The following is a 13,593-nucleotide window of genomic DNA, read 5'->3' on the forward strand; positions in this document are numbered from 1 at the left end:
ATGCTCAGTCGGTGGCGTGGTGACGCTTTATCAGCTCCCAGGCTTGCTGGTAATTCAGCAGCCGTTCCTTGGCCAGACTTTTGTCGCTGGAACTGACCTGCTGCTGCGCCAGCTTGTCCGGATGGCACTCGGACACTTTTTTCCGGTAGGCCCGTTTGATGACTTCCAGTGAATCCCGGCGGGTGACGCCCAACAGCTCGCAGGCCTGCTGGTAACTGTTTGGTTTGGAAATGCTCTCTGTGTAACGAGCCCAGACCTTGCTGGCGTAGCTGCTAAAGATGTCGTCGCTGACGCTCACGGGTAGCCCGATCTGGTCTATGGCGTCCTCGCAGCGGTAACGCCGGGGTTTGCCGGGGCGGCCGATGAGCTGGCTGGCGTGACACAGGCAGATGGCAATTTTCAGGGCCGGCGCCGGCCAGAGACGTCGGGACAACCTCAGGGCGAGACCTCGGATAAAGGGCAGTTTCTCGGCGGTCTTGCCCTGCTGAAACCAGCCGATTGCGCGCCGGCGCTGTCGAGCTGACAGCTTCATGGCCTTGATGAGGGATTCCGCGTTGCCGACGTCGGCTTCCGTGACCCGGCCTTCCGCCCTGGCAATGTAGCCCAGGAAAAAGAATAGCGACCGTCGGCTCCAGCGGGGAAGTTGGGCCCGTTCAATCAGGGCCGGGGCCTGATGGCCGCAGGCCGAGAGTTCCCGCATCAGGCTGGAAAATTCGGCTTCCATTCGGGCCGGCAATGGGGGGTGTTTGTTACTGGCTGCCATGGGTTCCGGGTTCCACGCTGTGAAGTTGGCGGTCCAGCGTTCTCAGTCGTTCCGGAGTTCCCACATCCACCCATCGGCCCGGATGGTATAGGCCCTGCACGCGGCCCTGGCCCATAGCTTTGCGCAGAACCGGTCCCAGTTTGCCGGCCTGATCCGTGAGACCCTCAAACAGGCGGCGGTGCAGCAGGCTGATGCCGGTGAAGGTCAGTCTCTCAGAGCCGGACTCGGTCAAGGCACCCTCTGGCGTCAGGCAAAAGTCGCCCTCGGGGTGGTGTGGTGGGTTTTCGGTAACCACCAGCAAGGCGTCTGACTGTTCCGGTGGTTTGAGTCTGGCCAGTTCGAAGTCGCTCCAGATATCGCCATTGATCACCAGAAACCAGTCGGACTCGCCCTCGGTGATCAGGGGAAGGGCGCGGACTATGCCTCCGGCGGTTTCAAGGGGGTCACCCTCCCGGGAGTAACGCAGGGACAGGCCAAAGCGCTCGCCATTGCCCAGGGTTTGTTCAATCTGGTCGCCCAGCCAGGCGTGGTTAATGATCACGTCGCTGAATCCCGCCCGGCGCAGGTGTTCAAGATGGTGAACGATCAGCGGTTTGCCTCCGGCACAAAGCAGGGGTTTGGGGGTGGCCAGGGTCAGCGGCCGCATGCGTTCGCCTTTGCCAGCGGCGAGAATCATGGCTTTCACTTCAGTGAGTGCTCCTGGTTCTGTGCCTGCTTCGGGGCCGGGCCTATGCTGGCCTCAATAAGAGGCATTACACGGTCGCTGAGCCATTCGTGAAAATGACGCAGGGCTGGCTGCCGGCTGCTGGCAACAATCAGGTACTGAACCGTGCGGGGAATGTCATTCAGGTAGCTGTGCTTGCCGTCCCGGATCGACAGCCGTGCGAATATTCCGGATGCCTTCAGATGGCGCTGCATGCCCATCAGTTCAAACCACTGGCGGAAGGTTTCCCGGTCAGCCCGGTGCAGTTTCGCTTCATAGCTGCTTTGGCGAAATACCTCCAGCCAGTCGCAGATGCGATCTTCCGGCCACAGGATATAGCAATCCTTGAGCAGTGAGACTACATCGTAGGTTACCGGCCCGGTCACCGCGTCCTGAAAATCGATGACGCCGGGACGTGCCTCGCCTGGTCGTACCAGCAGGTTTCGGGAATGATAATCCCGGTGAACGGTGACTTCCGGCTGGGCCAGTGCACTTTCTCGGAGCATGGAAAAGGTGGTGTCCAGTAAGGCTCTTTCGCTGTTTTCGAGATTCATGCCCAACTGCTGTTCCAGCAACCAGTCCGGGAACAGCGCCATTTCCCGTTCAAGCAGGGTGGTGTCGTAGGAAGGTAGCGGGTAGTCGGCGGGTGAGGTCTGCCGGGCAATCAGGGTCAGTTCATCCAGTGCATTCCGGTAAAGCTGGTCCGCAGAGTCATCGGTCAGTTGCGCAAGCATCAGTTGATCGCCAAAATCCTCCAGCAGCAGAAAGCCCTGTTTCAGATCCGCCTGGATAATGTCTGGCACCGCCACGCCTTGCCGGTGCCAGTGCCGGGCGATAGCGACAAAGGGCACACAATCTTCGTGTTCTGGCGGTGCATCCATCACGACAAAGGGCCTGGGCTCATTCTCGCCCAAACGCTGCCAGACCCGGAAATAGCGACGAAAACTGGCGTCGCCGGAGACCGGTTCGGCCTTGCATCGCTCAAAGCCGGAAAACTGTCTGACCCAGTCGGTCAGCAACTGCAGGCGGGTGTCCATGATACGGGTTGCGATCCTTTTCGATTATGTTGTCGCTGACTGCGAAAGTTAGCAGACGATTATAAAGAGGGTAAAACGGTTTTGCAGCGGAGTTTCCGTTAACAACCCCGGAAGCCACGTGTAAACTAGGCGGCGTTCAACTTTGCCCGCACGCCCATTCACCCGGAACAGGATCCTGCCACCGTGCCATGTCCCGAACGCCCACTGCAGACGCCGAAAATCCGGTGGCAGCGCCGGTATGGCCAATTGCTGTTGGCTGGCACGCTGGGGTTAGGCTGTGCCGCGGGCCATGCCGAAACAGCGCCCTCGGCGGCGGAGATTGACTGGCGGCCCAGGGCTGAATTGCCGGAAGAGGCCCGGTTGGCAGTGCCCGTATTCTGTGAGGGCGGCTACCTGCCGTCTGGCGGTGGAGAAGGTGTAGGCAGTGCATTCGACGGTGGCGCTGACGCGGAACGGCCGCTGGAAGCCAGCGGCCTCAACGCCCGCTATGAGATCGATCAGGAGCTCTTCCTTCAGGGCGATGTCCGTATTCGCCAGGGCCAGTTCCAGGTGACGGGTTCGCAAGCACGGTACAGTCAGGCCGAGGGGGCGGTGTCGGTTCAGGGGCCTCTGGTGAGCCGAGGCAACGGTTTCCTGCTGACCGGTGACAGCGCCAATTACAGCGTTGAGACCGGACGCCTCGACGTCAACACCGCCACCTTCTTGCTGCATGGCCCGGAAATGCGTGGCCGGGCCAGCAGCCTGTCGCGACTCAGCGAGCAACAGGTCGTGATTGAGGACGGGTTACTGACTACCTGTGGCCCGGGGCAGAATGACTGGGCCATCGTTGCTTCGGATATCAAACTGGACCGGGCGGAGGGCTTTGGCACTGCCAGGCACGTTCGTCTCGAGGTACTGGATGTGCCGGTTTTCTATTGGCCATGGGCCAGTTTCCCCATTGATGACCGCCGGAAATCCGGTTTTCTGTACCCCCAGTTCGGCTCGTCCAGTGCCGGCAGTGGCGGCTTTCTCGCAGTGCCGTATTATTTGAACCTGGCACCACATTATGACGCCACGCTCACCCCCCAGTACATTCACGGCCGCGGCCTGTTCAGCGAGGTGGAGGGTCGTTATCTGAGCTCCCTTGGCGAGACTGACCTGCAACTGGGGTATATTAATAATGACTCGGAATACGCGGATGTTAATCCCGGTGAGTCGGGGGAGCGCTGGGCCCTGGATGCGACAACACGGGCGAACTTTGGCAGTGGCTGGTCCGGTTACGGGGATTTTTCCGCGGTCAGTGACGATGATTATCTCAGCGATCTGAACCGCAGTCTGGCCATCAATCAGGCAACGCCCCTCCAACGCAAAGGCGGCGTTACCTATCGCAGTGCCCAGCAATATTTCGACGCCTATCTGAACGATTACCAGACCATCAGCCAGCGTATTGCCAACCAGAACAAACCCTACGCCCAGCTGCCAAACGTGATCTATGCGGGCCAGGCGGAAGCGGGCGTGTTCGAGACCAACCTGGACAGTCAGTACACCGTTTTCTATCGGGAAAATGAAGGCCTGGCCGGCCTGGACCGGGCCAATGGCCAGCGTTTTCGGGCGAGGCCGGAGCTGGCTTTGCCCATGAGAGCCCTGTGGGGCTTCAGCCGGCCTGCGTTCAGCGTTGATTACACCCGTTACGAGCTTGAAGACTACGATCTTGGCGAGGGTTCCTTTGATCGTACTGTGCCGGTTGCCGAATGGGACAATGGCTTATATTTCGACCGCCAGGGGAGTCTGTTCGATGTGCCCTACAACCAGTCCCTGGAGCCAAGGCTTTATTATGCCTGGGCCGATGCCGAGGCCGACCAGAATGACATTCCTGACTTTGATACGGCCCTTCAAACCTTCCGCTTTGATCAGCTATTCCGACCTGACCGTTTCACCGGTGGCGACCGCGTTGGCGATACCAACCAGTTGACCGTCGCCCTGACCAGCCGTTTCAATGACTTGCTCACAGGTGCCGAGCGTGCCCGGTTCAGTATTGGCCAGGTGCAGTATTTCGAGGATCGTGAGGTCACTCTGTTCGGCGATGGTGGCGGTACCCGGAGTCGCTCGCCGCTGGCGGGGGAAGTGGTGCTCAATCCGCTGGATACTCTGGAAATCCGGTCTTCCGGTCTGTGGGACCCGGATACCGGTGATACTGAAGAGGGTCGAAGTCAGCTGACATTCCACTCCAGCGACTATCGTTACCTGGCCAGTCTGGGCCATACCTACAGCCGGGATGAACTGGAACAATCGGACATTGCAGCCGTTTTCCCGGTGTCGGATCGTGTTAGTCTCATCGGCCGCTGGGTCTACGACTCGGATCTTGATCGTACGGTAGGCTCTCTGGCTGGCCTGGAATACAACAACTGCTGCTGGAGTGTTCAGGTGGTCCACCAGAACTACCTGACCGACGACCAGCAGCTTGAGGGCCGCATTCTGTTCCAGGTTCAGCTTAAGGGCCTCGGTGGCAGTGGTGGTGCCTCGTCGCGGATTTCCGAGGCGATTTACGGATTTGATGAAAGGGAGCGTCGCCGATACGGAACTCCCTGACCGGGAACTGGACTAAACCCCGTACTGGCGTGCAGGCTCACATTCCATTTGCAGAGGTGATTATGAAGGCGACTCTTCGCCATGGTGTTCAAGCGTTACTGGTTATTCTTGCCGTGCTGGCGCCGCTGACCGTTCAGGCAGAGCGAAAACTGCTGGATCAGGTGGTGGCCATCGTGGATGAGGATGTCATTCTGCAGACCGAACTGGAGGCCCGGATTAACACCATCGCCAGCCGGCTCAGAGCCCAGGGCACAGGGCTGCCACCGAGACCGGTGCTGGAAGAACGGGTACTTGACCAGCTGATCACCGAATCGATCCAGATGCAGATGGCGGACCGGGCCGGCATGCGCATCAGCGATAACGAACTGAACGAGACCATGGCCAACATTGCCGAGCGCAATGGCATGACCCTGGCTGATTTTGAAGCGCAACTGGAAGCGGAAGGGGTGACCTATAACCAGGCCCGGGAGCAGATCCGCAAGGAAATGCTGACCAGCCGGGTGCAGCAGCGGCAGGTAGGTAACCGGGTCCGGGTGACCGATCGGGAGGTTGAAAATTACCTCGAGAGCCAGCAAGCCCTTGGAAATAACGGTGCGGAATACCGGCTGGCCTATATTTTTATCAGTGTTGATGATCCTTCCGACGAAGACGCAGTGGACGCGGCCCGGGAAAAGGCCGAGCGACTGCGCAGCGAGATCGCCCAAGGGCGTGATTTCCGTGAAGTTGCAGTGGCAGAGTCCGATGCCAGCAATGCCCTTGAGGGGGGCGACATGGGCTGGCGGGCCGAGGGGCAGCTGCCCTCGCTGGTCGCCCCGGTGGTGCCGGATCTGGCGGTGGGCGAGTCATCGCCGGTGCTGGAAAACAACAGTGGCTTTCACCTGGTGATGGTGATGGACAAGCGCGGCGGCGAGCAGCAGCAGGTCATTCAACAGCATCGTGTTCGTCATATCCTGGTTCGGCCGTCCGAAGCAGTTGCCGATAGCGAGGCGGAAGCCAAAATCCGCGACCTTTACCAACAGCTTCGGAACGGTGCCAGTTTCAGCGCCTTGGCCAAAGAGTATTCTGACGATCCGGTATCCGGCTCCGACGGCGGCAATCTGGGCTGGGTCAGCCCGGGCCAGATGGTGCCGGCGTTTGAGCAGGCGATGCTTGAGGCTGATGTCGGTGAGCTCAGGGGGCCATTCCGGTCCCAGTTCGGCTGGCACATTTTGCAGGTTCAGGAGCGCCGTCAGAAGGACATTAGTGGTGAGGTGCGAGAGTCTGAGGCGCGCCAGGCAATCTACCGCCGCAAGTTCGAGACCGAATTGCAGAACTGGCTCCGGGAGATTCGCGACGAGGCCTTTGTCGAGTTCAAGGGCGAGTACGCCAAGGATGATCCCGCAGAAGACGAGCCGGTTTCCTGATGGGTAAACCTCTGGTTCTGGCACTGACAGCAGGCGAGCCTGCGGGCATTGGTCCGGAGCTTTGTCTTCAGCTTGCACTGGCGTCCCGGACCGCCGGAGTTGTGGTGATTGCAAGCCAGCCATTGCTGGAAGCCCGGGCGCAACAACTGGGTTTGACGGTTGCGCTGCACCCCTGGCGCCCGGGGGATTCGCCCCGGATGCAGGCGGGCCATTTGTCCGTGCTGCACGTGGAGGGCTGTGCCAGCAACGAGGCAGGTAAGCTCGACCCTGCCAGCAGCGCCTATGTCCTCAGAACCCTGGAAATTGCCGGAAGCGGCTGCCAGAGCGGGGATTTTGATGGCATGGTTACGGCGCCGGTTCACAAAGGGGTGATCAACGACGCCGGTATTCCGTTCAGCGGCCACACTGAATTTCTGCAGGAGCTGTGCGGGGTCGAGCGGGTGGTGATGATGCTCGCCACCGAGCAGCTACGTGTGGCGCTGGTAACGACCCACTTACCGCTCAAGGACGTTTCGGCCGCCATCACGCCAGAGCGCTTGTCTCAGGTGACCCGGATTCTCGATGCCGACCTGAGGCGATTCTTCGGGATCGAACAGCCGCGAATTCTGGTAGCGGGCCTGAATCCCCATGCAGGCGAGGGTGGTCATCTTGGTCGCGAGGAAATCGAAACGATCGAGCCAACCCTGAAAAGGCTCAGGGCTGAGGGGATTTCACTGACCGGGCCATTGCCGGCCGATACCCTGTTTACACCGCACTGGCTTGATCAGGCCGATGCGGTTCTGGCGATGTACCATGATCAGGGGTTGCCGGTGCTGAAATTCCAGGGTTTTGGTCGCGCGGTGAACATCACGCTCGGCCTGCCGATTGTCCGCACGTCTGTAGACCATGGGACGGCCCTGGATCTGGCCGGCACCGGCCGGGCGGATTCCGGCAGTTTGCGTACCGCTATCAAGGTGGGTGAGCACATGGCTCGCTGTTCTAAATCCGCCAATCAAGAGAAACCTTCGTGAGTAACAAAGCCGGCCACCAGGCCAGAAAACGGTTTGGTCAGAATTTCCTGCACGATCCAGGGGTGATTGAGCGGATCATTCGCGCGATTAACCCCAAGCCTGATGATGCCATTGTGGAAATTGGCCCAGGCCTTGGTGCACTGACCGAGGAAATTCTGGCGGTAAACCCGAGGCTCCAGGTGGTGGAACTTGACCGGGACCTGATTCCGGTACTACGCACCAAGTTCTTCAACTATCCGGAACTCCGGATCCACGAGGCTGACGCGCTCAAATTCGATTTCAGCCAGTTGGTGGTTGATCGGCCCCTGCGGATTATCGGTAACCTGCCGTACAATATTTCTACGCCCTTGATCTTTCACCTGCTCGGCCAGGCGGGTGTCGTGCAGGATATGCACTTCATGCTGCAGAAAGAGGTGGTGCAACGAATGGCGGCGGTACCGGGGGACAATAATTACGGGCGCCTGGGTATCATGACCCAGTATTTCTGCAAGGTGCAGCCGTTGTTTGAGGTTGGCCCCGGCGCTTTCCGGCCGGCACCGAAAGTGGACTCGGCCATTGTGCGCCTTGTGCCTCATCAGACCCTGCCGCACCCGGCAAGGGATCTGACGACCCTGCAGGCCGTGGTGCGGACTGCCTTCAACGCCCGCCGGAAAACCCTGCGCAAGGCCCTTGGCGGTATGGTTTCGGTGGCACAGCTTCAGAGCCTGGGAATCAATGACGGGTTACGCCCTGAGAACCTGAGCCTGGCCGAATATGTGGCCATTGCAGACCTGTTGGTGGATGAAAAGGGTTCGGCTAATCCTGCAAACGAGGTAAGTGATGACTGACTACGCCATTGGCGATATTCAGGGCTGTTACGACCGTCTCAGGGATATCCTGGCCAAAGTGGAGTTCTCACCCTCACGGGATCGCCTGTGGGTCGCGGGGGACCTGATTAATCGGGGCCCTTCCTCGCTGGAAACCCTGAGGTACATCGAAAGCCTGGGTAGCTCCGCGTTGGTGGTGCTCGGCAATCACGACCTGCATCTACTGGCGGTTGCTCTGGGTGGCCACGAAGCCCGCCATAAAGATACCCTGACCGATATTCTGGAAGCGCCGGACCACGACCGGCTGGTGGACTGGCTCCGCCAACAGGCTCTTTGTATTCACGATTCGGCCCGCAATCTTGTAATGGTTCACGCTGGTCTGCCTCACATCTGGTCTGTGGGCCAGGCCATGGGTTATGCCCGTGAGGTGGAAGAGGTGATCCGCGGCAGCGCTGCCGAAGAATACTTCACTCACATGTACGGCAATCAGCCGGAGTGCTGGGATGACCATCTGACGGGGATGGACCGCTGGCGGGCTATTACCAATTACTTCACCCGTATGCGGTTTATCGCCGAAGATGGCACCCTGGAATTGACCACCAAGGAGTCGGCGGGTGATGCCCCGGAAGGCTTTGCCCCTTGGTTTCGCTTCCCTCGTAACGACGACACTCGCGTGGTATTCGGGCACTGGGCGGCTCTGGAAGGCAACACCGGCGTTGACCGGTTTATTGGCCTGGATACTGGCTGCGTCTGGGGCGGTGTATTGACCATGATGAACCTGGATTCGGGGGAAAAGATCCACTGTGACTGCTGAATCCGTACAAAACCGCATCGGGCGCGTTTCGAGAGTGCCCCTCGTCGCCGGTGGCCTCCTGGCGCTTCTGGGGGTGATGGCCGGCGCGTTTGGCGCCCATGGCCTGCGCAGCCTGGTCAGTGAGCGGGGCCTTGAAGTTTTCCAGACCGCCGTCACCTATCAGATGTATCACTCCATTGCGTTGGTTCTGGTGGCAGTTCTATCCGTGCTGGGCCTGTCCCGGAAGCTTCTGGGTTGGGCTGCCGGGTTTTATCTGGCTGGTATCCTGTTCTTCAGCGGCAGTCTTTATCTGTTGGCCTTGACCGAAATCCGCTGGATTGGTCCGATTACGCCGCTCGGCGGGGTGTGTTTTATGGTCGGCTGGGCACTGTTGATAGCGGCTGGCATAAGCCGGAACAAGTGACGAGTATAATAGAGGTTCAAGACGCTCATGCAGGTTGAAGTGAATGGTAACGCGATGGAGCTGCCGGCTGGCGCGACCATTGCGACACTGATCGAACAATTGGCCCTCGCGGGCAAACGGCTGGCTGTCGAGGTGAATGAAGACATCGTGCCCCGGAGCCAGCACCCGGAATTTACCCTGAGTGATGGCGACCGGGTTGAAGTCGTCCACGCCATTGGCGGCGGCTGACAAAACCGCGCCCGCTGCTGATTGCCCCATCGGTACCGACGGTTTTCACCCTCCCGAACTCAAAAAAAAACAGGAACACTATGACAGACGAACCCGAACTCCAGCTTCCCGAAGACAAGCCCCTCGAAATCGCCGGCCGTGTTTACCAGTCGCGGTTGCTGGTTGGTACCGGCAAGTATCGCGACATGATGGAGGCCGGCCACGCCATCGAGACCAGTGGCGCGGAAATAGTAACGGTTGCGGTACGGCGTACCAATCTGGGCCAGAACCCGGATGAGCCGAATCTATTGGATGTGATTTCTCCAAGTCACTACACCATCCTGCCGAACACGGCCGGCTGCTATACCGCCAAAGATGCCGTGCGCACCTGCAAACTGGCCCGCGAACTCCTCGATGGTCACGACCTGGTCAAACTGGAAGTGCTGGGTGAGGAAAAGACGCTCTACCCGAACATGACCGAAACGCTGGTGGCTGCCGAGGAGCTGATCAAAGACGGCTTCAAGGTGATGGTCTACTGCTCCGATGATCCATTGCTGGCCAAGCGCCTCGAAGACATGGGCTGCGTGGCCATCATGCCGCTGGGCGCGCCGATTGGTTCCGGGCTTGGCATCCAGAACCGGTACAACATCCGTCTGATTGTTGAAAACGCCAATGTACCGGTGCTTGTTGATGCTGGCGTGGGCACCGCGTCAGACGCCACCATTGCCATGGAACTGGGCTGCGATGGCGTACTGATGAACACTGCTATTGCCCAGGCCAAAGACCCTATCAAGATGGCCAACGCTATGCGCCTGGCCATCGAGGCAGGTCGTGAAGCATATCTGGCGGGCCGTATGCCCAAGAAACTCTACGCCAGCGCATCGTCGCCCATTGATGGCACCTTCTTCTGATCTCGGGCACAATCCCAACAAACGATAACCGAGGGTCGGCACCGAACGACCGGCCCCGACAACGATAAATCAGAGCGCTGCTGTCCTGCCATGACTAACCAGAAGCCCAGTCGCCGTGAGGCGATTCTCCATGCCCTTGTGGAACTCCTGGAGACCGACCCGGGAGCCCGTATCACCACCGCCGGCCTCGCCAAATCCGTGGGTGTCACCGAGGCGGCCTTGTACCGTCATTTTCCCAGCAAGCGGAAAATGTTCGAGGCACTTATCGAGTTTGCCGAAGACGCCGTGTTTTCCCGCTGCCAGGTGATCCTGCAGGAACAGGAGGATGTGCGGGTCCGTCTGCAGCAACTTGTGCACCTGGTGTTGGTGTTCGCCGAACGTAATCCGGGCCTGTGCTGCGTGCTGACTGGTGATGCATTGATGGGCGAAAACGACACCCTGCGCAAACGGGCTTCCCAATTCTTCGAGCGCCTGGAAACCCAGGTGCGTCAGACCCTCAAGGAAGGCGAAATCCGCCAGGGTCTACGCCCAAGAACGAGCGCCGCCCGGGGCGCGGATTATGTCCTGGTGTTCGTTGAGGGCCGGATTCAGCGATTCATCCGGTCGTCGTTTTCGCGCTTACCTTCCACTGACTTTGACGAGTGTTGGGGGCTGGTTGCTGAGGGTGTTTGGGGCTGGGCGCAGCCGTAGTCCAACAAGCCGATCCTAATCATACCCCGAAGCCAAACGAAGAATCTCGCGAACCGGCTTCCAGATAGCCGGCGCCGAGATCAGGATATCCCGGCCCCAGAGGTCGGCGGGGTAGCCTTCCGGCACCTCGCTGAAGTGGCCAGCTGTGGCGCCGGCTTCCAGGGCGATCAGGCGGGCGGCGGCGAAGTCCCAGGGGCTGACATTCTCGTAGTAAATGTCCAGGCGGCCGCAGGCTACCCAACAGATGTCGAGAGCCGCTGAGCCAATCCGGCGCAAGTCCCGGCATTGGTGAATCATGGCATCCAGACGTTTGATCAGAGGCTCAAGGCCGTCCTTGGTATACGGGAAACCGGTGGCGAACAGCGAATCCCTGGGAACCGTGGCGCCACTATGGCGGATTGGGCGGCCATTAAGGGTGGCGCCTTCTGAACGGGTTGCCCGGAACGTTTCTCCCGGGAAGGGGGCATGCACGACCCCTGCCTGCACTCGCCCTTTTTCAGCAAAGGCAATGGAAACCGCAACCTGGGGATGGCCGTAGGCGTAATTCACAGTGCCGTCTATGGGGTCGACGATCCACAAGGGAGTGTCCAGTTCCTCGGCCTGGCTGAGGTCCGGCATGGTTTCTTCGGAAAGGATTCGGTGGCCCGGGAAGCGCTTACGGATGGCGCCGGTGATGAATTCGTCGGCCATGACATCGGCGTGGGTCACCAGTTCGGTCTGGTGCTTGTAGTCGGTACGCAGGGCATTGCCGTCCCGCTCGCGGCGTATCAGTTCGCCGGCTTCGCGAGCCAGGTTTTCGGCAAAGTCGGTAAACTCGAGCAGAGAAGCAGAATCAGACATGACGCCCTCGTTGATATCCCGTAAGAGAATGAGGGCGCCAGTCTAACACGGCAGAATCAGAGGCTGTTCAGCCACTGCTCCATCCTGTCCATGGCTTTCACTAGCCGCGGGCAGGCCTGTTTGACGAAGTCATCGCCCAGTTCCTGGTCCGCGTAGTCGCCGCCCGCCAGACGCAGGGATTCGGCCCCTTCAAAATCCACAAAGGCCAGACGCGCCGCCAGGTGGTCCGGTACGAATCCGAAGTCGCTGGCCGGCAGGATGGCCACGCCGGTGTTTTCCAGGAGGGCCTGGCAGAACGCCTGACTGGTCTTGATGTCCTTCTTCGCCAGCTGGTCCCGGAAGCCGGAGAAGTCCGGGAACAGGTAGAATGCACCTTCAGGCTTCTGGACGACTGCCCCGATCTCGCTCAGTCGCCGATGCATATATTCGCCCACCACTTTCAGAACCCGGCGCGACTGTTTAAGGTATTCCTCTATATCGTCGCCGCCGTTGAAGGCGGTAATGGCCGCGTGCTGAATGGGTGCGCTGGTGGCCGTATAGGTTTCGCTGGCGATGATCGCCATGGCGTCCTGCAGCGGCCGCAGCTCCCGTGGAAAAATAAAGGTGCCCAGGCGCCAGCCACCGGCGCCGGCCCACTTGCTCAGGCCGGTACTGATGATGGTGCCTTCGGGATAGTAGCGGGCGATGGACTTGTGCTTGCCCTCGAAATTCACTTCCCCATAAATTTCGTCCGACAGCAGAATGAGCCGGTACTTGCGGGCCACGTTGGCAATGGCCAGCAGTTGGTCATCGGTGTAGGTGCAACCGGTCGGGTTAGACGGGTAGTTCAGGATCAGAATCCGCGGCCGTGACGGGTCATCGCGGCAGACGATGTCCAGCTCCTCAGCAGTGAGCTGCCAGTTATTCTCGGCGTGGGTGGGCAACCAGTGTACCGAGCGGCCGATAATCCGCGCCTGCGGAGCATAGGAGACCCAGCTTGGGCGCGGGATCAGCAGGTCGCCGTAATAAGCCAGTTGCAATATAAACAGCAGTTCCTTCGAACCCGGGCCGATCAGCACGTCTTCCCAGGTGCAGCGCATGCGCTCATTGCGGTTGATGTAACCGGCAATAGCTTCCCGCAGGCCCTTCAGGCCCTTGACCGGCAGGTAGTCTTTTTCGTGGGCATGCTCCCTGAGCGCCTCCACCACGCGATCGGGAACCGGGAAAGGTGACTGGCCCAGCCCGAGTTTGATGATGTCCTTGCCTTCGGATTTGAGCTGGTTGCTCAGCTCGTTGATGCGAAGGGTAGCGGAGGGCTGGATGCCTCGTACATTCAGGTTGATCGCGAAACGGTGGTCGTTTTGGATGTCCATTGTCCCTGTCTGTTGGTTGGAAGTGGCTGTTGGTTGAGAATGACGCCCTCAGTATAGGAAAACCAAACATATCTGTGATGGGGTAG

14 protein-coding genes are annotated in these 13,593 nt (G+C 59.7%); 9 read left to right on the top strand and 5 right to left on the bottom strand.

The genetic code is table 11. The annotated features are described in order from the left end of the window. Positions 1 to 4: 4 nt before the first annotated feature. Genes ACN0XM_RS12420 through ACN0XM_RS12430 form a run of 3 tightly spaced genes read right to left on the bottom strand, consistent with a single transcriptional unit; the run spans position 5 to position 2,503 of the window. Positions 5 to 763: a DnaJ domain-containing protein gene (locus ACN0XM_RS12420; RefSeq protein WP_417567257.1), complete on the bottom strand. Its 759-nt coding sequence runs from the start codon at positions 761 to 763 to the stop codon at positions 5 to 7. Further along, positions 750 to 1,448, bottom strand: a complete 699-nt coding sequence (murU, locus tag ACN0XM_RS12425; RefSeq protein ID WP_417567258.1) for an N-acetylmuramate alpha-1-phosphate uridylyltransferase MurU — start codon at positions 1,446 to 1,448, stop codon at positions 750 to 752. Before murU ends, ACN0XM_RS12420 begins: the two co-directional genes overlap by 14 nt. Next, positions 1,445 to 2,503 (bottom strand): aminoglycoside phosphotransferase family protein, encoded by a 1,059-nt coding sequence (locus ACN0XM_RS12430; protein ID WP_417567259.1) that lies wholly within the window; start codon positions 2,501 to 2,503, stop codon positions 1,445 to 1,447. The genes murU and ACN0XM_RS12430 overlap by 4 nt, the downstream gene beginning before the upstream one ends. A 246-nt stretch (positions 2,504 to 2,749) precedes the next feature. Between ACN0XM_RS12430 and ACN0XM_RS12435 the strand changes: the two genes are divergently transcribed. The 9 genes from ACN0XM_RS12435 to slmA all read left to right on the top strand — a co-directional run bounded on the left by ACN0XM_RS12435 (position 2,750) and on the right by slmA (position 11,315). Continuing rightward, positions 2,750 to 5,071: an LPS-assembly protein LptD gene (locus ACN0XM_RS12435; RefSeq protein ID WP_417567415.1), complete on the top strand. Its 2,322-nt coding sequence runs from the start codon at positions 2,750 to 2,752 to the stop codon at positions 5,069 to 5,071. Between the two features lie 62 nt (positions 5,072 to 5,133). Then, entirely contained in the window at positions 5,134 to 6,474 is a 1,341-nt protein-coding gene (locus ACN0XM_RS12440) for a peptidylprolyl isomerase (RefSeq protein WP_417567260.1), read from the top strand. Further along, positions 6,474 to 7,484: a 4-hydroxythreonine-4-phosphate dehydrogenase PdxA gene (gene pdxA, locus ACN0XM_RS12445; protein ID WP_417567261.1), complete on the top strand. Its 1,011-nt coding sequence runs from the start codon at positions 6,474 to 6,476 to the stop codon at positions 7,482 to 7,484. The genes ACN0XM_RS12440 and pdxA overlap by 1 nt, the downstream gene beginning before the upstream one ends. Continuing rightward, a complete protein-coding gene (gene rsmA, locus ACN0XM_RS12450) occupies positions 7,481 to 8,311 on the top strand; it encodes a 16S rRNA (adenine(1518)-N(6)/adenine(1519)-N(6))-dimethyltransferase RsmA (protein ID WP_417567262.1) in 831 nt (276 codons plus the stop codon). Before pdxA ends, rsmA begins: the two co-directional genes overlap by 4 nt. Next, entirely contained in the window at positions 8,304 to 9,104 is an 801-nt protein-coding gene (locus ACN0XM_RS12455) for a symmetrical bis(5'-nucleosyl)-tetraphosphatase (protein WP_417567263.1), read from the top strand. The genes rsmA and ACN0XM_RS12455 overlap by 8 nt, the downstream gene beginning before the upstream one ends. Before the next feature lie 76 nt (positions 9,105 to 9,180). Further along, positions 9,181 to 9,507, top strand: coding sequence for a DUF423 domain-containing protein (locus ACN0XM_RS12460; protein WP_417567416.1), 327 nt, complete (start codon positions 9,181 to 9,183; stop codon positions 9,505 to 9,507). A 27-nt stretch (positions 9,508 to 9,534) separates the two neighbouring features. Further along, complete coding sequence (gene thiS, locus ACN0XM_RS12465; protein WP_417567264.1) at positions 9,535 to 9,735, top strand: sulfur carrier protein ThiS; 201 nt, start codon at positions 9,535 to 9,537, stop codon at positions 9,733 to 9,735. Between the two features lie 80 nt (positions 9,736 to 9,815). After that, positions 9,816 to 10,625 carry a thiazole synthase gene (locus ACN0XM_RS12470; RefSeq protein WP_417567265.1) on the top strand — a complete coding sequence of 270 codons (810 nt, stop codon included), beginning with the start codon at positions 9,816 to 9,818 and terminating at the stop codon, positions 10,623 to 10,625. A gap of 90 nt (positions 10,626 to 10,715) precedes the next feature. Further along, complete coding sequence (slmA, locus tag ACN0XM_RS12475) at positions 10,716 to 11,315, top strand: nucleoid occlusion factor SlmA (RefSeq protein ID WP_417567266.1); 600 nt, start codon at positions 10,716 to 10,718, stop codon at positions 11,313 to 11,315. Between the two features lie 15 nt (positions 11,316 to 11,330). Here slmA and ACN0XM_RS12480 read toward each other — a convergent pair whose 3' ends face one another. Continuing rightward, entirely contained in the window at positions 11,331 to 12,155 is an 825-nt protein-coding gene (locus ACN0XM_RS12480) for an inositol monophosphatase family protein (RefSeq protein WP_417567267.1), read from the bottom strand. A gap of 56 nt (positions 12,156 to 12,211) precedes the next feature. Then, the gene (locus ACN0XM_RS12485) at positions 12,212 to 13,507 is read right to left on the bottom strand and encodes a pyridoxal phosphate-dependent aminotransferase (RefSeq protein WP_417567268.1); all 1,296 of its coding nucleotides are present in this window, start codon (positions 13,505 to 13,507) and stop codon (positions 12,212 to 12,214) included. Between the last annotated feature and the right edge of the window lie 86 nt (positions 13,508 to 13,593).

Origin of the sequence: Marinobacter sp., assembly GCF_048269445.1 — a bacterium.
GTDB lineage: Bacteria > Pseudomonadota > Gammaproteobacteria > Pseudomonadales > Oleiphilaceae > Marinobacter.